The organism is Pantoea sp. X-Soil-MYKO-1785 (assembly GCF_059730675.1).
Genome location: NZ_AP036000.1, coordinates 2472787 through 2493091 on the forward strand (window position 1 = coordinate 2472787; position 20305 = coordinate 2493091).

Annotated in this window: 17 protein-coding genes and 1 tRNA gene; 7 read left to right on the top strand and 11 right to left on the bottom strand. The window is 54.7% G+C overall.

The genetic code is table 11. From position 1 onward, the window contains the following. Positions 1 to 14: 14 nt before the first annotated feature. The 7 genes from cheA to otsB form a co-directional block, all read right to left on the bottom strand. The gene (gene cheA, locus AC6I8D_RS11915; protein ID WP_312057503.1) at positions 15 to 1997 is read right to left on the bottom strand and encodes a chemotaxis protein CheA; all 1983 of its coding nucleotides are present in this window, start codon (positions 1995 to 1997) and stop codon (positions 15 to 17) included. 11 nt (positions 1998 to 2008) lie between these two features. Continuing rightward, positions 2009 to 2950: a flagellar motor protein MotB gene (motB, locus tag AC6I8D_RS11920; RefSeq protein WP_312057499.1), complete on the bottom strand. Its 942-nt coding sequence runs from the start codon at positions 2948 to 2950 to the stop codon at positions 2009 to 2011. Then, complete coding sequence (motA, locus tag AC6I8D_RS11925; RefSeq protein ID WP_031376434.1) at positions 2947 to 3834, bottom strand: flagellar motor stator protein MotA; 888 nt, start codon at positions 3832 to 3834, stop codon at positions 2947 to 2949. Before motA ends, motB begins: the two co-directional genes overlap by 4 nt. A gap of 132 nt (positions 3835 to 3966) precedes the next feature. Then, a complete protein-coding gene (gene flhC / locus AC6I8D_RS11930; protein ID WP_312057497.1) occupies positions 3967 to 4545 on the bottom strand; it encodes a flagellar transcriptional regulator FlhC in 579 nt (192 codons plus the stop codon). Next, positions 4545 to 4895, bottom strand: coding sequence for a flagellar transcriptional regulator FlhD (gene flhD, locus AC6I8D_RS11935; protein WP_031376432.1), 351 nt, complete (start codon positions 4893 to 4895; stop codon positions 4545 to 4547). The genes flhC and flhD overlap by 1 nt, the downstream gene beginning before the upstream one ends. A gap of 1016 nt (positions 4896 to 5911) precedes the next feature. After that, complete coding sequence (otsA, locus tag AC6I8D_RS11940; RefSeq protein WP_031376431.1) at positions 5912 to 7348, bottom strand: alpha,alpha-trehalose-phosphate synthase; 1437 nt, start codon at positions 7346 to 7348, stop codon at positions 5912 to 5914. Further along, a complete protein-coding gene (gene otsB / locus AC6I8D_RS11945; RefSeq protein WP_312757290.1) occupies positions 7345 to 8133 on the bottom strand; it encodes a trehalose-phosphatase in 789 nt (262 codons plus the stop codon). The genes otsA and otsB overlap by 4 nt, the downstream gene beginning before the upstream one ends. 446 nt (positions 8134 to 8579) lie before the next feature. Here otsB and eptA point away from each other — a divergent pair, with 446 nt between their 5' ends. The 6 genes from eptA (at position 8580) to msrA (ending at position 14560) form a co-directional block, all read left to right on the top strand. Beyond that, positions 8580 to 10214, top strand: a complete 1635-nt coding sequence (gene eptA / locus AC6I8D_RS11950; RefSeq protein WP_497820239.1) for a phosphoethanolamine transferase EptA — start codon at positions 8580 to 8582, stop codon at positions 10212 to 10214. Then, positions 10211 to 10891 (top strand): two-component system response regulator PmrA, encoded by a 681-nt coding sequence (pmrA, locus tag AC6I8D_RS11955; RefSeq protein ID WP_312057327.1) that lies wholly within the window; start codon positions 10211 to 10213, stop codon positions 10889 to 10891. Before eptA ends, pmrA begins: the two co-directional genes overlap by 4 nt. After that, positions 10888 to 11946: a two-component system sensor histidine kinase PmrB gene (gene pmrB, locus AC6I8D_RS11960; RefSeq protein WP_312057325.1), complete on the top strand. Its 1059-nt coding sequence runs from the start codon at positions 10888 to 10890 to the stop codon at positions 11944 to 11946. The genes pmrA and pmrB overlap by 4 nt, the downstream gene beginning before the upstream one ends. A gap of 337 nt (positions 11947 to 12283) precedes the next feature. Then, a complete protein-coding gene (locus AC6I8D_RS11965; protein ID WP_497820240.1) occupies positions 12284 to 13273 on the top strand; it encodes an aldo/keto reductase in 990 nt (329 codons plus the stop codon). A 127-nt stretch (positions 13274 to 13400) separates the two neighbouring features. Then, positions 13401 to 13967 carry a flavin reductase family protein gene (locus AC6I8D_RS11970; protein WP_312757298.1) on the top strand — a complete coding sequence of 189 codons (567 nt, stop codon included), beginning with the start codon at positions 13401 to 13403 and terminating at the stop codon, positions 13965 to 13967. Positions 13968 to 14026: 59 nt separating this feature from the next. Beyond that, positions 14027 to 14560 (top strand): peptide-methionine (S)-S-oxide reductase MsrA, encoded by a 534-nt coding sequence (gene msrA, locus AC6I8D_RS11975; protein ID WP_312057321.1) that lies wholly within the window; start codon positions 14027 to 14029, stop codon positions 14558 to 14560. Positions 14561 to 14600: 40 nt separating this feature from the next. On the opposite strand, the gene phoA is transcribed toward msrA, so the two are convergent. After that, entirely contained in the window at positions 14601 to 16019 is a 1419-nt protein-coding gene (gene phoA / locus AC6I8D_RS11980) for an alkaline phosphatase (protein ID WP_312057320.1), read from the bottom strand. A gap of 243 nt (positions 16020 to 16262) precedes the next feature. On the opposite strand from phoA, the gene AC6I8D_RS11985 reads away from it, so the two are divergent. Then, positions 16263 to 16350: transfer RNA gene (locus AC6I8D_RS11985), tRNA-Ser, on the top strand. Positions 16351 to 16509: 159 nt separating this feature from the next. Here the strand turns inward: AC6I8D_RS11985 and phoH are convergent. The 3 genes from phoH to efeO all read right to left on the bottom strand — a co-directional run bounded on the left by phoH (position 16510) and on the right by efeO (position 20277). Continuing rightward, the gene (gene phoH / locus AC6I8D_RS11990) at positions 16510 to 17298 is read right to left on the bottom strand and encodes a phosphate starvation-inducible protein PhoH (RefSeq protein WP_312057319.1); all 789 of its coding nucleotides are present in this window, start codon (positions 17296 to 17298) and stop codon (positions 16510 to 16512) included. A 583-nt stretch (positions 17299 to 17881) separates the two neighbouring features. Beyond that, on the bottom strand, positions 17882 to 19159 hold the full coding sequence (efeB, locus tag AC6I8D_RS11995) for an iron uptake transporter deferrochelatase/peroxidase subunit (protein WP_497820241.1): 1278 nt from the start codon (positions 19157 to 19159) through the stop codon (positions 17882 to 17884). Between the two features lie 2 nt (positions 19160 to 19161). Continuing rightward, complete coding sequence (gene efeO / locus AC6I8D_RS12000) at positions 19162 to 20277, bottom strand: iron uptake system protein EfeO (protein ID WP_312057317.1); 1116 nt, start codon at positions 20275 to 20277, stop codon at positions 19162 to 19164. Between the last annotated feature and the right edge of the window lie 28 nt (positions 20278 to 20305).

Here is a 20305-nt window from a genome sequence, read left to right on the forward strand (position 1 = left end):
CCTTTCGTTATCAATCAGGCGGCAGCGCCGGCCACACGTTTTTCACGGTTAAGTGATTGCAGTGCTGATACATCAACAATCAGCGCTACGCTACCATCGCCAAGAATGGTGGCGGCGGAGATGCCCGGCACTTTGCGATAGTTACTTTCCAGGTTCTTCACCACCACCTGATGTTGACCAATCAGCTGATCGACCAGCAGCGCGTAACGCTTGCCCGCGCTTTGCAGAATGACGACGATGCCTTGCGTGGCTTCGGTTTTCGCCCCCTGCACATCAAAGACGTTCCACAGCTCGACCAGCGGCAGATATTCTCCACGCACTTCGAGAACGCACTCGCCACCGGCCAGCGGTTTCAGCTCTTCGGCGCGCGGTTGCAGTGACTCCATCACCGCATTCAGCGGCAGGATAAACACTTCATCCGCCACGCGAACCGACATGCCGTCGAGGATCGCCAGCGTCAGCGGCAGCAGAATGCGAATGGTGGTGCCTTTGCCCTGCTTCGACGAGATTTCGACGTGACCGCCCATCTCCTGGATATTTCGTTTCACCACGTCCATGCCAACGCCACGGCCGGAGACATCGGTCACCTGCTCGGCGGTTGAGAAGCCAGGCGCGAAAATCAGCATGCCGACATCTTCGTCGCTCATGTTTTCGCTGACCGGCAGGCCGGATGAGAGCGCTTTCGCCAGAATACGCTCACGGTTCAGGCCGGCACCGTCATCGGACACTTCGATGCAGATGTTGCCGCCCTGATGTTCCGCTGACAGCGTCAGGTTACCGGTCGCCACTTTACCGGCCGCCAGACGTTTGTCGGGTGATTCGATGCCGTGGTCGAGGCTGTTACGCACCAGGTGAGTTAACGGATCGATGATGCGTTCAATCAGGCTCTTATCGAGTTCGGTTGAGCTGCCCAGCAGCGTCAGTTCCACCTCTTTGCCGAGCTTGCTCGCCAGGTCACGCACCAGACGCGGGAAGCGGCTGAAGACATATTCCATTGGCATCATTCGAATCGACATCACCGATTCCTGCAGATCGCGGGCGTTACGCTCCAGCTGTCCCATGCTGTTCAGCAGGTCGCCGTGGGCCACCGGATCGAGTTCGCCGGAACGCTGAGCCAGCATCGACTGGGTAATCACCAGCTCGCCAACCAGGTTGATCAGCTGATCGACCTTTTCCACCGCCACGCGAATGCTGGTCGATTCGCTTGATTTGGCCGGGGCCGCCACGCGCTTGCTTTCGCGTTTCACCGCGGCGACCGGCAGTTCAGTGACGCTGGCGCTCTGTACTTCGGCTGCCACTGGCGCTTCTGGCAGCACAACCGCCGCTGCCGCTGCGTTTTCTTCAGCCTGCGGGAAGCGAATCTGGGCTTCATCAATCACGAAGCAGAGCACCGCAACGATGTCATCTTTACCGACGCCATCAATGCAGACGTCGAGCGTGTTGCTGCCCTTCTGCACGTTGGTCAGAGTGCCGAGATTGCCCATCTCTTCCAGCATCAGATCGACTTCTTTCTCTTTCAGGTCGATCAGCTGCACCCGCAGCGCACTGCTGCTGGCGGCGGGCGCGCTGGCAGCGGGCGCGGCACTGGCGGACGCTTCAACCGGCAGGCCTTTAGCCTCTAACGCCAGCTGACGCAGCGCTTCACAGATATATTTAAAGCTCTCCGCGTTTGGCTCTTGCGCGGTTTTATAAGCATCGAGCTGTTCCTGCATAATATCTTTGGTTTCCAAAAACAGGTTGATGATGTCGGTGCTGAGCTGCATCTCGCCGCGACGAGCACCATCCAGAATGTTTTCCAGGATGTGAGTGGTTTCCTGTAATACCGTAAAACCAAAGGTTCCGGCGCCACCCTTAATCGAGTGGGCGGCGCGGAAGATGGCGTTAAGCTGTTCAGAGTCTGGTTCCTGCGGGTCGAGACCCAGCAGGTGTTGTTCCATATCCGCTAACAGTTCATCGGCTTCATCAAAAAACGTCTGGTAAAAATCGCTGATGTCCATACTCACGGGGATCACCTCGGCTGTGAGGGGGCTGCTGTATTCACCGCGCTGCCTGGTGGTGCAGGTGCGGTAATCTGTTCAATCGCCGCCGGATCGCTGATCTGGACGGCATCACTTTCTGCGTTCTCTTTTTCTATTGCCGCTTCGGTGTCGTGGTTCAACACCAGCAGGCTGATACGGCGGTTAACCGCATCATTCCCGCCGCGATTTTTCAGGCGCATGGTGTCGGCCATGCCTAACACCCGCAAAATTTTGCCGCTGTCTAAGCCGCCAATCACCAGTTCACGCCGCGAGGCGTTGGCGCGATCGGCCGATAACTCCCAGTTGCTGTAGCCTTTGTCACCGCTGGCATACTGAAAATCATCGGTATGACCCGCCAGGCTGATGCGGTTAGGAATGCCGTTCAGGATCGGCGCAATGGCGCGCAGAATGTCGCGCATATAAGGCTCGACTTCGGCTCTGCCGGTCTTAAACATCGGGCGATTCTGGCTGTCGATAATCTGGATACGCAGCCCCTCTTCCACCATGTTGATGATCAGATGCGGGCGCAGCGCTTTCAGACGCGGATCGGCTTCAATCAGCTGATCGAGTTTTTCCCGCAGCCGGTTGAGACGGATCTCGTCCAGCTTGCGTTTCTGCTCATCCATATCGACCACTTTCTTCACTTCGCCGATCTTTTGCGTCGGATCGTCACCGCCGCCAGGGATCGGGCTTTCACTGTCGCTGCTGCGCTGTCCACCGGTTATCGCCACTTTAAGCGGCGTTTTAAAGTAGTCAGCGATCTGCACCAGCTGCTGCGGGTTAGCGATAGAGAGCAGCCACATCACCATAAAAAACGCCATCATCGCCGTCATAAAGTCGGCATAGGCGATTTTCCATGAGCCGTGGCTGCCTTCATGTCCTTTATGTTTGCGCTTTTTGATCAGCACAATTGGGCGATTGCCGTGCTTCATGAGGTCTCGTCCGAAGTCTGTTTAGCCGGGTTTTTCGCGTTACGTACGTGCTCTTCCAGTTCGCTGAAAGAGGGACGCTCTGCCGAGTAGAGCGTTTTACGGCCAAATTCCACGGCAATCTGCGGCGCATAGCCATTCAGGCTGGAGAGCAGCGTTACCTTGATGCACTGCATCATCTTGGTGGTTTCAGCACACTTCTGCCGCAGGACTGACGCCAGCGGTGAGATAAAGCCATACGCCAGCAGAATACCGAGGAAGGTACCGACCATCGCATGGGCCACCAGCGCACCTAATTCCGCCGCCGGGCGATCGGCCGAGGCCAGTGCGTGCACCACCCCCATTACCGCCGCCACGATACCGAAAGCCGGCAGGCCATCACCCACCGCTGCTATACTTTGCGCCGGTACGTCACACTCGTGTTCGTAGGTCTCAATCTCTTCATCCATCAACGCTTCAATCTCGAAGGCGTTCATGTTGCCGCTGACCATCAGGCGCAAATAATCGGTAATAAAATCGACTAACTGCTTATCGGCAAGAATACGCGGATAATTAGCAAAAATTTCGCTCTGGCTGGGATCTTCAATATCGCGTTCCAGCGATAACATCCCCTGCTGACGCGACTTAGCCATCAGGCGATAAAGCAGCGCCATCAGGTCCATGTAAACGGCTTTGTTATATTTTGACCCGCGAAATAACAGCGGCAACGCTTTCAGCGTTTTTTTAATCGACTTGCCGTTGTTACCCACTAAAAATGCACCAGCGCCGGCCCCGCCGATCATTAATAATTCGGCTGGCTGATACAGCGCGCCGAGATGGCCGCCCACCAGCGCATATCCGCCCAACACGGAGCCTAAAACAATCAAATAACCTACAATTATTAGCACAAGAAATCCTTACGTCCGTAACGTGTTGGTGGAAGTTAAGCCAGAGAGCCGCAGGTGTTATTCGTAAAACGGAAGCAAAAAAAAAGCAGCGGTATTAACCGCTGCTGGATGGCTTCCACAGTGCGAACAAACTTAAACGGCGCGTTTAACCTGTTCATCCAGCAGTTGTGGAAACATATCGGCAGAATCTGCAGAAAGTTTACGTCTTTTTACGGCACGTGATGGCGGCTGGCACAGGCTGCAGACAAAGCTGCCGACTGGCTGATGGGCATGATTAATAAAGCTGCCATTACAGCTTTTGCAATCGGCCAGTTCCAGCATGCCACTTTCAACGAATCGCACCAGGGTCCATGCACGCGTTAGCGCCAACAGCGGGCCCTCGTCCGATTGCGGACACTGTTCGAGATATAACCGGTAGGCTTTAATCACGGCATCAACGCCGCTGCACAGTCCGGTTTTCAGTAAAAATTTCCAGGCGTTACAGAACATGGAAGCATGAATGTTCTGCTCCCAAGTCATAAACCAGTCGGTCGAAAAAGGCAGCATGCCTTTCGGTGGCGGGCTGCCACGCAACTCTTTATACAGCTTAATCAGACGGCCACGGCTCAGCTGGGTTTCGCTTTCTAACATCTGTAAGCGCGCGCCCAGGGTAATCAGCTCCATCGCGAGCTGAATATCACGCGCTTCCTGAACAATACTTTTCTCAGTCATCACATCGCCCTCTTTTTAGCAGGCGCGTCATCTTTAGACGCGTTACGCAGTAAACGGCTGGATAATAAAATGCCGGTGTGGATTTGCTGTAAATCATCCACGCGTGATTCCTGCGTCAGGCGATTAATTGTGCTGCTGTCGGTAAAACGAAACTGGCAAACCAATTGATTGGTTTCCGCCATTTTTACCATTTCAGGCAGAGTTAATTCAGATAATGCATCCGCCATCTTCTCATCAATACCGAGGCGAAACATTGCAGATGCTTTTTCCTGGTTAATTAATCGCTGCGCAAGCAGTAAATATGACAAGTTGAGATCGTAAATATGTTTTAGTAATTCAGATGTACCCATTTTTCCATCCTGAGAGACGCGACGTAACTTCACCACAGATTATTATCTGCGTATCGAGCTGCTGATTGGTAAATCTAAAGATGGCAAAAAAAATAGTGTGTCGTGCAAATGTCACTGCTTTTTGCCTTCATCTTATGTGCGGGTTACAGGCCCGCTGAAAGTCAAAAATCCAGGCCATTTTATTTTCGAGTTGTAACCATCTTCCGTGACGTCTTCTTACATTTTTTAAGACTAATCCGAAAACAAGGCAAATCTATATCGTCTGATTTCCACATACAACGACAGTAATGTGAAATTTTAGATAAAGTGTGATGCAGATCACACTTTTAAGGCAAATTTCTTCAGCAACCCTTTACGATCATTTGTCTGTTGCTCATTTTTTAAGCAAAAATTAACGATTTTAAGTCGAATTGGTCCTGAGAAAGGTTTAATAGGGGGTAAAACAGGCTCTATTCCACGGTTTGATAGCCGACCGATCTAATGTCGGTGTTAATCGATTTAACACACTATTTAGAACCATTTAAAACAGGCGCATCAGAATATTATGCTACTGAATGGCGTAACCAATCGCTTTTAAATTAGTTACTTAAGGTAAGTATCGCAGAGGGTGAGTAATGAAAGCGTTAAGGTTTTTACGGCAGTATTGGCACTCACTGGCAACCTGACGTTAACAGTTGCAGTCGTCTGTTTAGTATACGACACCAGATGTAACAATGGGTTACATAAGCAAGTTGAATGAATCGGCGAGAGTTTTAATCAGCCTGACAAGTATCGGCAGGCGGCAGCTAAACTTGAGTTAAGAAGGTAAAGAAAGCAGGCTAAGCCTCTTATCAGTCGTTTTTTCGCGCATTTGATTTTTTTTGGCCGATCTGCCAGCGGTTCAGGCATCAGGCGAACACCGCGCGAGGCAAAGGTAACGGCAGCGAAGGTGTCTGAATGTAACGGAAGGATACAGCGCGCGCTGGCTGTAAAAAAGGCCACGACATCCGACGATGTCGTGGCCTGGCAGCGGCTAATCAGGCGAGTTTTGGAAAGGTCGCGACTTTATTTACCGTGCCGTGGTCAGCACTGCGTGGCGCAATGCGTTCCAGGTCTTTCAGGAAGTTCTCGCGCCAGGCGGTAATATCGTTTTTACGCAGTACCGCCATCATGTCGTTGTAGCGTGAAATTCTTTCGGTACGCGGCATGGTAATCGCTTTGTCGAGCGCTGCCGCCACTTCGTCGCGGTCATACGGGTTGACGATCAGCGCTGAGGTCAGCTCATTGGCCGCACCGGCAAAGCGCGACAGCACCAGCACACCCGGATCGTCCGGGTCCTGCGCCGCCACATACTCTTTCGCCACCAGGTTCATGCCGTCACGCAACGGCGTCACCAGACCCACATCGGTCAGGCGAAAGATTTTCATCAGCAGTCGGCGGTCGAAATGCTGGTTAAGGTAGTAGAGCGGCGTCCAGCCCAGCGTGCCGTATTTACCGTTGATGCGCCCTGCTTCGGTTTCCAGCTGGTGACGAATATCCTGATAGGCCTGCACATCGCTGCGCGAAGTCGGCGCAATCTGCGAATAGCGAATTTTACCGCGGTGCTGCGGGAAGTTCTCCAGCAGCGCTTCGTAGGCCAGGAAGCGTTCCGGCAGTCCTTTAGAATAGTCGAGACGCTCACAGGCAATAATATTGCGCGCGTCACCCAACTCTTTTTTCATCGCCGCCATCTTCGGTGGCAACGGCCCTTCCGCCATCTCTTTAATGCTGTCAGGTTCAATCCCGATAGGGTAAACCTCAGTCATAAAGGTATTGCCGAAAGCGCGATGCTTTTTATCACCTTTATTCTGCAACTGCGTAAGCTGGCTAACGCTGTCGAGGAAGGCGACCCGATCCGACTCGGTCTGGAAGCCAAGCAGGTCATACTCGCACAGCATTTCCAGCAGTTCCTGATGCGGCGGCAGGGCGTTGAAGATTTCTGGCGTCGGGAACGGAATATGCAGGAAGAAACCGATACGGTTATTAATGCCGGCGCGACGCAGTGCCGCCGCAAAAGGCAGGAAATGATAATCGTGGATCCACAGAATATCATCCGGCTTAATCAGCGGTTTTAACCGCTGAGCTACCGCGTCGTTAACTTCGCAGTAGCCTTCCCAGGCTTCACGCTGGAACTTAACCAGATCAAGACGATAATGGAAGGCGGGCCAGATAACCGTATTTGAGAACTGGCAGTAGTAGAGATCGTATTCGTTCTGGCTTAACGGGAAGGAGGCGTATTCGATACCCTCGTGCTGCTGGACCGAAACATCATCTTCTTCTTCACCGGAGAACTCGCTGATTTCACCGTTCCAGCCAAACCACAATCCGCCTGTGCTTTTCAACGCGTCCAGAATGCCGACGGCGAGACCGCCTGCGCTGGTTTTAGCCCCATTTGGAATGGCGATACGGTTAGATACAACCACTAAACGACTCATAACCTAAACTCCTTACCGACGTTGTCTTGCTTTAATCGTAATAATGTTCGTTCCAGCCAGTGATATACCGCCTCGACGTTATTCAGCCGAAAGCGTGCCTGACTGGAACCTTCGCCGACCTTAATCGAAATGCCCTGCATGGCGTTTACCACCGCAAAGCCTTTCTCGTCTGTCAGGTCGTCTCCAATAAATACCGGAATGCATCCGGCAAAAGGCGCTTGTTGCATAAAATCACGAATGGCGGCGCCCTTATCAATACCTAAGGGTTTTATCTCCACCACACATTTGCCCGGCTGAAGCGCCAGCCCCGGAAATCGTTTCACTGACTGTTCAGCCAGTCGCATCACATCCTGTTCATGCTGCATTGCCTGACGATAGTGAAGCGCAAAGGCCATGCCTTTGATCTCCAGCTGGGTGCCAGGCCATAACGCCATCGCGTTTTGCAGTTCCGTCCTGAGTTCCTGTTCAACCTCGACCGGCAGGCTAATGCGGTGCATCTCCCCGTCGGCATCACGGCGTTCTGCACCGTGGACACCAGCGGCAGGACCGCGCCACGGCGCAGCCAGGGCGTCGAGTTGCGCAATCGGCCGACCAGAAACCAGCGCCAGCGCACCGTGACTAACATCAGAGAGTTGCAGCAACTGCGCGACAACCTGTTCAGGAATAAACACCGCTTCGGGACGGGACTGTATCGCTGCCAGCGTGCCATCGACATCAAAAAAGAAGGCGTAACGTCCGCCTTCCAGCGTCGGGAACGTGTCAGAGCTGTTTACCGCTTGGGTCACGTCACTTCTCCTGAATTTCGAAATTTGAGTTCAAATCAAGGATGTCCTGACGCAGTAGGGTCAGCAAGAGGGAAATTCTGATAACGTGGCGATTGAGGGGCAAAACAGGGCGATTTAACAGGTCACTCTCCTCAAACTTGCAAGCTCATTACTGACAATACTGGCTGACTGAGAACATCTACCGATTAAGTGTAGACGGAAATAGGGTTTATGCCAGAAAGATGCATGTTTCATGCCAGCCGCTGCGGTTAAGTAAGCACAACCCGCCTGAGGTGTTCGGTTGCCCGCCGGCGCCGCTGCGGTGTTTTCGCGCCAGCGCCGGCTGGAGCCTGACCAGCTGAGCCAGCCTGAACCGCTGAAACCGGAGAAAGCTTAAGCTTCTTAAGGTATTCCTAATATTGAAAGTGCACTCTCAGCACACTTTTGATATTCGGACTTTTTTGATCATGGCATTTTCACTGAACAGGCCGGTCATCAGCCGCCTTACTCTGCTGATCCTTGCTGCGGTTTATATCGCGGTTTTCCTTAATCTGGCCTATTACCGTCAGGTGCTGGCCCTGATGCCGCTGACCAGCCTGCACGCCACGCTGGTCTTCCTGTCGATGCCGCTGGTGGCGTTCAGCGTGATCAACATTGTGATCACCCTTGCCTCGTTTCTCTGGCTCGATCGGGTACTGATGGCGCTGTTTATTCTGCTCTCAGCCACCGCTCAGTTTTTTATCCAGACCTATAACATCGTGGTCGATCGTTCGATGATCACCAATATGATGGACACCACCGCCTCTGAATCGTTTGCCCTGATCACGCCGCAGCTGCTGTTTACCCTGCTGACCTCCGGCGTTCTGATGGCGCTGCTGGTATTCTGGCCACGGCTGAAAAAGCAAAACTGGCGCGGTGTGGTGCAGCGTTTGCTCAGCATAGCGATCTCGGTGGCGATCATTCTGCTGGTCGCCCTGCTGTTTTATAAAGATTACGCCTCGCTGTTTCGCAATAATCGCGAACTGGTGAAGGCGCTGAGTCCGTCCAACAGCATCGCCGCCAGCCTGTCGTGGTATAAGCATCAGCAGCTGGAGAACCTGCCGCTGGTGCGAATCGGCGAAGATGCCCATCAGTTGCCTGAGCGGCTTAACGGCGGTAAACAGAATCTGACCATCCTGATCGTTGGCGAAACATCGCGGGCGCAGAATTTCTCGCTGGGCGGCTATGCCCGCCAGACCAATCCGCTGCTGGCTAAAGATAATGTGATCTATTTCCCGCATACTATCTCGTGCGGTACGGCGACGGCGGTGTCCGTGCCCTGCATGTTTTCGAATATGCCGCGCGCCCATTACGACGACGTGCTGGCCGCCCATCAGGAAGGATTGCTGGATATCATTCAGCGCGCCGGCATCAGCGTGTTATGGAATGAAAATGATGGCGGCTGTAAGGGCGCCTGCGACCGCGTGCCGCATCAGGATATGACCAGCCTGAACCTGCCCGGCATGTGCATTAACGGTGAGTGTTACGATGACGTGCTGTTTCACGGCCTGGATGACTACATTAATCAGCTCAAGGGTAATGCGGTGATCGTGCTGCACACCATCGGCAGCCACGGCCCGACCTACAGTCATCGCTATCCGCCGCAGCTGCGTCAGTTTGTCCCGACCTGTGACACTAATCAGATCCAGGATTGTTCACAGCAGCAGCTGGTCAATACCTACGACAACACCTTATTAAATGTCGATCACATCGTCGACAAGGCGATTGGCGTGCTGCGTGCCCATCAGGACCGTTTTACCACCAGCCTGGTCTATCTGTCCGATCACGGCGAATCGCTGGGCGAAAATGGCGAATACCTGCATGGTCTGCCCTACGCTATCGCCCCCGATACCCAGAAACATGTGCCGATGCTGATCTGGCTGTCCGATGATTATCAGCAGCGTTATGCGGTGAATCGTGGTTGTCTGACTAAACTGGCGGCGACAGACGATTTTTCGCAGGATAATCTGTTTTCCACCATGCTGGGTTTAACCGGCACCGCGACCCATGAATATCTGCCCGCGGATGACATTTTGACGATGTGTCGGAGCCGACCACAATGAAAATTCTGATTGTAGAAGATGATGCGCTGCTGCTGCAGGGCCTGATGCTGGCGCTGGAGGGCGAAGGCTACGTCTGTGATGGCGTCACCACGGTGCGGGATGCCGAAGCGCATTTTTCCACTGGCCTGTATAGCCTGGTGGTGCTGGATTTGGGTTTGCCGGATGAAGACGGACTGCATTTTCTGCTGCGCCTGCGCCGGCAGAAGAAAATGACGCCGGTGTTGATCCTTACCGCCCGCGACACCATCAGCGAACGTATCGCCGGGCTGGACGCCGGTGCCGACGATTACCTGATCAAGCCCTTCTCGCTGGATGAACTGCTGGCGCGCATTCGCGCCCTGATCCGCCGTCACGTGAACCAGGGCGACAGCCAGCTGATGGTCGGCGCACTGGCGCTGGATATGACACATCGCCAGATAACGCTGGGCGGCACGCTGCTGGACCTGACGCCGAAAGAGTATGCGATTCTCTCCCGCCTGATGCTGAAAGCGGGCAATCCGGTGCACCGCGAAATCCTCTATCAGGATATCTATAACTGGGAAACCGAGCCGTCTACCAATACGCTGGAGGTTCATATTCACAACCTGCGTGACAAAATTGGCAAAAGCGCCATCCGCACGGTGCGCGGCTTTGGCTATGCGCTGGTGACGGCTGACGTGATTCGCGAGGTACCATGAAATCCCGCATTGACCATCGCAGTATGCGCTTTCGCCTGATCCTGACCATTGGCCTGATTCTGCTGGTGTTCCAGGTGATTAGCGTCGCCTGGCTGTGGCATGAGAGCAAAGAGCAAATTCAGTTTCTGGTCGAAGCGCAGCTGCAAAAGCGCAACATGGATCGTCACGTCGAACGCGAGGTGCATGAAGCGGTGGCCAGCCTGGCGGTGCCCAGCCTGGTGATGATCAGCCTGACGCTACTGCTCTGCTATCAGGCGGTAAAATGGATTACCCGCCCGCTGTATCAGCTGCAGCGTGAGCTGGAAAACCGCAGCGAAGAGAACCTCGACCCGATAGCCTGCCACAGTCCGGTACAGGAGATTGATGCGGTGACCCAGGCGATTAACCAGCTGGTGGCGCGGCTGAATAACAGTCTGGAGCGCGAACGGCTGTTTACCGCCGATGTGGCGCACGAGCTGCGTACGCCACTGGCCGGCCTGCGGCTGCATCTGGAACTGATTGAACGCAACAGCGACGTCAGGGTTCAGCCATTACTGCAACGGCTCGATCAGATGACCAACAGCGTGTCGCAGCTGCTCCAGCTGGCGCGCGCCGGACAGTCCTTCACCTCCGGCACCTATCAGAACGTGGCGCTGATTGAAGATGTGATTTTGCCGATGGAAGCGGAACTGAGCAGCATGCTGGATGCACACCAGCAAACCCTGACGCTCGATCTGCCAGAGGACGTGTTTGTGCGCGGTGACGCAACGCTGCTGAAAATGTTGCTGCGTAACCTGGTCGAGAACGCCCATCGCTACAGCCCTAAAAACAGTGCAATCACTTTGCGGCTGGCATCGGGCGAACAACCGACCCTGACGGTAGAAGATGAAGGTCCTGGCATTGACGAAAGTAAAAGTGGTGAACTGAGTAAAGCGTTTATCCGCATGGACAGTCGTTACGGCGGGATTGGGCTGGGATTAAGCATCGTCAGCCGCATTGTGCAGCTGCATCGTTTTCAGTTCTTTTTAGAGAACCGCCGCGACCGCAGTGGCTGCCGGGCGGTCATTAAATTCTGATAGCTGCCGAATCAGGCGCTAAACCATGCCGCCAGAAACAGGATCACCGTCGTCGCGGCGATCAGCAGCGCGGCATATTCACTGACAGGCCGGACAGGGGCAGTAATTACCGCAGTGGTAGCAGATTTCATGGCATTCTCCTCATGTTGAAACCGGAGTATCCTCGCGCCACATTAAGGAAACCTTAAGCTCGTGTTGATCGCATCAGATAAACGCCCTCTCCCCGGCTATTTATGAGCAGTGCTCATAAACCCATCTCTTTTTAAGCCACTAATCAGCCCGCCCGCCGTGCTCTATTCTCAGGCATTCCCCGCAACGTTTTCAGAGGAGAGCAACGGTGCAAATCCGCAAATTAGGTCAGTCAGGGCTTGAAGTCTCCAGCCTCGGTCTCGGCTGCATGGGACTGAGCCACGGTTACGGTCCGGCAACCGATAAGCAGCAGGCGATTGCGCTAATCCGCGCCGCCGTCGATCAGGGCGTCACTTTTTTCGATACCGCTGAAGTTTATGGCCCGTGGCTGAATGAAGAGGTGGTCGGCGAGGCGCTGGCTCCGGTTCGCGATCGGGTGGTCATCGCCACTAAGTTTGGCTTCACCTTTGGCGAGGATAACAAACAGCAGATCCTTAACAGCCGGCCGGAGCAGATTCGCCTGGCAATAGAAGGATCGCTACGCCGATTAAAAACCGAGGTGATCGATCTCTATTATCAGCACCGGGTTGATCCCGAAGTGCCGATTGAAGATGTCGCGGGCACCATCCGCGATCTGATCGCTGAAGGCAAGGTGAAACACTTTGGCTTATCCGAAGCCGGGGTGCAGACCGTGCGACGTGCTCATGCGGTCCAGCCGGTTACCGCGCTACAAAGTGAATATTCGATGTGGTGGCGTGAGCCGGAAGCAGAGATGATCCCAACGCTGGAGGCGCTGGGTATCGGCTTTGTGCCGTTCAGCCCGCTGGGAAAAGGCTACCTGACCGGCGCGATTCAGCCTGACAGCACCTTTGGCAGCGACGATTTCCGCAGTCAGGTTCCGCGCTTTTCTCCTGAGGCGCTGGCCGCCAATCAGGCTCTGATCGATCTGCTCGCCACTATCGCTCAGGATAAAGCCGTCACCCCGGCACAGATCGCGCTCGCCTGGCTGCTGGCGCAAAAACCGTGGATTGTACCGATTCCGGGCACCACCAAACTGCACCGCCTGAAGGAAAACCTGCAGGCTGCGGCGCTGCAACTTAGCGCCGAAGATCTGCAGCGCATCAACCAGGCGCTGGCTGCTGTTGAGGTACAAGGCGACCGCTATCCTGCGGCGCTACAGGCGCGGGTTGGCCGTTAAGAGCCGCGGCTGCCGGGCGCTGAACCGCGTCCGGCAGCGCTTTTGCTGATTCTGCGGACTGACACCCGCGCTGCGTCGGCGTGGTGCTCTACACTTAATGGCTACATTCCGTTCAGGGAGCTCCGCCATGAGTCAACGCATGCACAAATACGCTTTTCCGGTCAGCAAAGCGCGTAAATATCTCGAGCCGGGCCCGGTGCTGCTGCTCAGCTCGCAGTTTGAGGATCGGCACGACATCATGACCCTCGGCTGGCACACCGTGCTTGAATTTTCCCCGTCACTGGTCGGCTGTATGATTGCCGGCATGAACTTCAGCCATGAGCTGATACGCAACAGCGGACAGTGCGTGCTCAACGTGCCTTCGGCCTCGCTGATTGATCAGGTGGTGGCGATTGGTAACAGCCACGGCGACCAGCTGGATAAATTTGAGGCTTTTGGCCTGACAGCTGAACCGGCGCAGGTGGTACGCGCACCGATGATCGCCGAATGTTTCGCCAGCTTCGAATGCCAACTGTATGACGATTCAATGGTCGATAATTACAACCTGTTCATCTTTGAAATTGTCAAAGCCCACGTCGCTGAACAGCCGGAATATCCCACTACGCTGCACTACACCGGTGAAGGCCGCTTCAGCGTGATGAGCGATAAACTGCTGGATAAAAGCAAAGACTTTAAACCAGAGATGCTGATTTAGTTGAAAGCGGCGGGTTTCGTCCCCATTTTCCTCTTTCGACCTGACAGGAGTAAATCATTATGGCAATCGAATATGCAGTGATCGCGGGTGGCTGTTTCTGGTGCACCGAAGCGGTATTTAAGGATGTGATCGGCGTGGAGTCGGTTGAAAGCGGTTATACCGGCGGTGCCCGTCCTAATCCGACCTACGAACAGGTCTGCAGCGGTGCCACCGGCCACGCAGAAGCGATCCGCATCGGCTTTGATCCGGAGAAAGTCAGCTATGGCGATTTACTGGATATCAGCTTTGTGACCCACGATCCGACCCAGCTTAATCGTCAGGGCAACGATATTGGCACCCAGTATCGCTCAGCGATTTTCCCGGCTAATGCCGAACAGGAAGCAGAAGCCCGTGCGGCGATTCAACGCGCCCAGGCCGATCACGATGTGCCGGTGGTGACCACCATCGAGCCGCTGAAAGAGTGGTATCCGGCCGAAGCCTATCATCAGGATTACTGGGACGGTGCCGGTCAGCGTAACGGTTACTGCCTGGCAGTGATCCCACCGAAATTGCAAAAGCTGCGCAAAAGCTTCGCCAATAAAGTGAAGAGCTAAGGTTGTGTGCGGGGTGGCGTCAACCGCCCCGCAACGGCTTTTACTGGCCAGGCAGCTTCAGCCCCATGGCATTGCCTAAGGTAAAGAACAGATCGGTTTGATCGGTCAGTCCCACCACGTTACCCGCATGCGGGCCATAGGCTGCAATCCGCAACTGCGATCCGGTATGTTCCTGCGAATCCTCTTCTGAATTACCGTAGCTGATGGTCATTACCGCGCCGTCTTTGGTGGTCAGCGCCTGCGTCAGCCCCGGCGCTTTGGTGCCGTTCTCGACAATCTGACTGCTGTGGGCATGATCTGCCGTCACCACCACCAGGGTATTGCCCTCTTCACGGGCAAAAGCCAGCGCCTGCTGGACCGCTTCATCCAGATCCACCGTTTCGCCAATCTGACCACAAGGATTGGCCGCGTGATCCTGCTTATCAATCGAGGCGCCTTCTACCTGCAGGAAGAAGCCATTTGGATTGTTACGCAGCAGGTCGATCGCTTTGGCGGTCATCTGCGCCAGCGTAGGCGTTGACAGCGGGCGATCTTTATTCACTTCGCAGGTCACCACTGGCTTATCAATATTACCGTGATAGCTGGCTTTCGGCCCCTGCCAGCGCACCGGCATATTGCCTGCAGAGAACAGACCCAGCAGCGGTTTTTGCTGATCGGCCACGGTAACGGCGTTAAGCCCCTGCCAGTCGCTGACCAGCTGGTAGCCCAGTGCCTGCGCCTGCTCATTCAGCGTTTTACCCTGATACTCGCCGGCTTTCGCTACCTCGGCGAACGATTTTGCCCCGCCTCCTAAGGTTACGTCGGGACGGGTTTTCAGTAACTGTTCGCTAATCGATCCCTTACCGCCCTGCTCTGCGGCGTTGGTCGGGCAGAGTTCGCTGGTCTTCTCCGGTCCGTAGCATTTACGCGAGGTTACGTGCGAGAACAGCACTGCGGGCGTCGCATCCTGCAGTTCAGCGGTTGAGACATCGCCGGTGGCTTTGCCCGCTGCTTTCGCCAGCTCCAGCAGCGTCATCTGATCCTGACCATTAACATCGACGCTGATGGCACCGTTATAACTTTTGGTGCCGGTTGCCCAGGCCGTGGCTGACGCGGCCGAGTCGGTGACGTAATTAGGTTTGTGGGTTTTCTTATCTAACGAATAATGGGTGTACTGGCCGGTCAGGGGCAGCGCATCGATACCTTTAAAAAAGCCGCCTGCGCCTTCTGCTAGATTACGCGCCGCGGTGATTTCAGAGTCACCCATGCCATCACCAATCAGGAGGATGACGTTTTTGGCGGTGCTATTGCGTAGCGAGGCTTTTAACGCCTCAGTCTGGTCACCGGTCAGCCGACGTGCTCCGCCGTGCTGGCTGAGATCGCCCTGCGCCGCACGGGAAACGAGGTCGGTATCCGCCAGGGCCGGGGTGGCGATCACGGAGGCGAGCAGAGAGAGGGTAAACAGAGGAAGCTTTTTCATTATTCGATCCTTGTAAGCAAAAAATACCAATGATTTCAGGCGTTAATTTTGCGACGATCGGGTGATGTTTTTGTGTCACTGAGATTTCAGTTTGATGACAAAACCGGCGGAGTGGGCAACGCTAAATCGATTCGTTCAGAGCTTAAGCGAATAGAACAAAAGAGAAAAATAGTGCTTGACCCTTTTCAGCCGACTCCCTATAGTAGCGCCCCGTTGACCCGGCGCGGTCAATGGAAAAAATGTGGTGAGGTGTCCGAGTGGCTGAAGGAGCACGCCTGGAAAGTGTGTATACGGCAACGTATCGGGGGTTCGAATCCCCCTCTCACCGCCACATTCAAAGAAGAGCCTGAACGAAAGTTCAGGCTTTTTTTTATGCATAGTTTTGTGCAGAGTTTTGTGCAGAGTTCAGCGACGGTAAGAAGCCCCGCCCCACCATAAGAAAACCCGGCCGAAGCCGGGTTTGGGCGCTACACTGCTACTCAATCAAACGCTAGCTATAGGCGTGCAGGGTGCGCTGACACAGCGCAGAACGCACACAATCTTCTTTGCCGAAACGTACGATGCCAACCATCTCGTCCTCTTCGAAACGCGCCAGCGCGTCTGCGAGACCGGAAGGCACCCCAGCGGGCAAGTCGCACTGGGTAATATCACCATTCACAATGACCGTGACGTTTTCGCCCAGTCGGGTCAGGAACATTTTCATCTGGGCGGCGGTCACGTTTTGCGCCTCATCCAGAATAACCACGGCATTTTCAAAGGTCCGGCCGCGCATATAGGCGAACGGGGCGATTTCGACCTTGGCGATTTCCGGACGCAGACAGTACTGCATAAAAGACGCGCCAAGACGTTTAACCAGAATGTCGTAAACCGGTCGGAAATAAGGCGCGAATTTCTCGGAGATATCACCGGGCAGGAATCCCAGATCCTCATCGGCCTGTAACACCGGGCGCGTAACGATAATCCTGTCAATATCCTTATGAATCAGGGCCTCTGCCGCTTTCGCAGCGCTGATCCAGGTTTTGCCGCAACCGGCTTCACCGGTGGCAAAGATCAGCTGTTTCGTTTCTATGGCGGTGAGATAGTGTGCCTGAGCTTCATTACGGGCTTCTATCGGTCCCCGGTCACGCACATCGCGCGCCATGCCAATCGAGTCCAGCCCACCCATTTGCACCAGCGAAGTGACCGATTCTTCTTCACGCTGACGATGACTCCGGGAGTCATTGCGAAGCACTCGTCTTGCTTCCCGACGCGCTTTGATCACTGCTTTCTGTCTTCCCATAGTGGCACCTTACAGTTGGTTTCATTTCCCGCGTCAGGCCAGTGGCCCGTTGCGATTACGTGAACGCTTTAGAGGTTTCAGTTGGCTTCCTTTAGAGCCGTGACAGGCCATGAAATCAGGCATGCAGCAGCAGCACAGCGTTGCTGTATACCGGTAAAAAAGGGATGCGAAATGACCAGAGAGAACGTTGGAGAGAGGAGGATGTTACGAGGCAGAATAGCCCTCGCGGTTAAGCGCAATCTATTTACTGAGACAGACTTTCCATAAAAGAATCGACCCATGCGCGAACTCCAGTGTGATACATCAACACGTCTGATTACGCTTACTGGATAAAGTGCACCATTTTATTGGCGCTTTGCAACAGTAATTTTACTTCATGGCAAAGTAATTGCGAATCGGGTGTTAACTCCTCAGCAGAGAAACACCAATTATTGATTATTTTTCAATAATTTATTTTATTTTGTCACACTTAAAATCGCGTTAAAATTTCAGCTAAAACTGAGCAAAAAAATGCTTCTGGCCGCTATCAGACCAAAAAAACGCTCCGCCCGAGGCCAGGCAGAGCGAAGTGGATGAAATTTAATCAGGCTTCGAGTAACGGCTGGGCTAAATAATGGCTGGCATCGGCGACGCCGGGCAGAACAAAAAAGTATCCCCCGCCAAACGGCCGGATATATTCTTCCAGCGCTTCACCATTCAGACGCTGCTGGACGGTAATAAAGCCTTTTTCCAGGTCGTGCTGATAACAGACAAACAGCAGCCCCATCTCCAGCTGCCCTGAGGCGGAAATCCCTGCCGAATAGCTGTAGCCGCGACGCAGCATCAGGCTGCTGGCGGTTTCCGGGGTTCGCGGGTTGGCGAGACGAATGTGCGAATCCAGCGCGATCACTTCACCATCCGGGTCGTTGTGGTAATCCGGGATATCACGTTCATGCTGCATACCCAGCGGCGCCCCGCTCAGCTTATCGCGACCAAAAATGGTTTGCTGCTCGCCCAGCGGCGTGCGGTCCCACATCTCAACGTGAAAACGAATCAGCCGCACCGCCTGATAGCTGCCGTTCCGCGCCCAGGCCGGTTCATCCTGATCGTCCGTCACCCATAACAGCTGATTCATCAGGGCGCGATCGTGGGTATCCGGATTGGCCGTCCCATCTTTGAATCCCAGCAGGTTGATCGGCGTCTCCGCCCCCTGACTGCGCGCCGCGTGATCGGAAATAAACCCTTCTCGCCGCCAGCGTACGCCCAGCAGATCGGGCGTATGCTTGATGATGTCACGCAGGGCATGAATCACCGTATCCTGGGTATTGGCGCACAGCTGCAACAGCAGGTCACCATGGCAGGCGTCAGCATCCAGTGAATCGTTGGGAAAACGGGTCATCCGCTGCAGTTTTTTCGGCTTATGCGCTGCCAGACCAAAACGTTCATCGAACAGCGAATCCCCCACTGACACGGTAATTGTCAGGTTATCCGGGGCGATAGTGGCACCCAGAATGCCGGAGTCCATCGGCGGCAGACGCGGATTGGTCACCTGCGGCGCAGGACCGCCAGCGGTCAGAAAAGCGATGCGCTGGGTCAGCAGACGAAACAGCCGCTCCAGCTCTGCTTTGTCACTGCTCAGCAGATCAAACGCCACCAGCATCATTGACGCCTGCTGTGGCGTCACGATGCCCGCCTGATGCAGTCCATAAAAGGGCTGCGCCTGTTGTCGCGCCTGCGGCGTTACCGTGCCCGGTGAAAAGCTGTCGGCGGCGGCCGCATGAAAGGGACAACCGCCACCCAGTGCGGCCGCCCCACCCAGCAGTCCCAGACCTTTTAGTAAACGACGACGCGCCGGCTGCGCGTCATCTTCCTGACGACTCATGATTAATCCAGACCCAGGGTGCCACGCAGTAATGAAAGATCTTCCGCCAGGGCGGTAATCGGTCCTTTCAGCGCATTACGATCGGCGCTGGTCAGTTTCTCATACGATTCGAAACCGGTTTTAGTGCGATATTTGCTCAGGATCGCATCCACTTTCTTAAAGTTGCCGTCGATTTTCGCCAGTAACTGCGGGTTAGCCTGACTGACCATCGGCCGCAGCAGTTCGACAATTTTCTGGGCACCATCAACGTTGGCCTGGAAGTCCCACAGGTCGGTACGGCTGTAGCGATCTTCTTCACCTGAAATTTTGCTGGAGGCGACCTCTTCAATCAGCCCTGCCGCGCCGCCGACCACTTTGGCTGGCGGGAAGGCCAGCTCGCTGATGCGGGTCTGCAAATCTTTAACGTCTTTATTCAGCTGATCCGCGTAGCCCGCCATCCCTTCGGTGCTGTGATCGGCAAACAGCGCTTTTTCCAGCCGGTGGAAACCGGTGAATTTTGGATCTTCCGCTTTCTTCTCATAATCATCTTCGCGGGCATCAATGCTGCCGTCGAGATCGGAGAACAGTTCAGCAATCGGCTCGATGCGCTCATAATACTGACGCGTCGGGGCAAACAGCGCTTTGGCTTTTTCAACATCGCCAGCTTTAACCGCATCGGTAAAGGCCTGAGTCCCGCTCACCAGCTGATTCACCTGCTCAGTGACATAGACTTTATAGGCGCTGATTGGGCCGACCAGCTGCATCCGCTCGGACGGTGCGCTTTTCGCTGCGGCGTCACCGGCCTCAACCACCAGCTTACCTTTCGGGTTACTCAGCAGGCCGCAGGTCATCTCATATTCGCCTGCCGGCAGAGTGGCGGTCAGCTTCTGGCTGAAGCCGGGTGCGATGTTTTCGCGCTCTTCAACCACCATCACCCCTTTCAGGATCTCCCACTCCAGCGCTTTCTGACTGTTGTTTTTGATCAGGAACTGAGTTTTACCGGCCTTAACGGTTAAGGTCATCGGTTCACACTGCTTGTCGTTAACGCTGACGGTCACCTGAGGCACCGCCGCGGCAGCGGAGGCAGAGATCGCCAGCAAAGGAACCAGCAGTGCCTTGCGGCGGAAACGCATTGTCATGTTTCTTTCCCTATCACGTTGTTGAGCG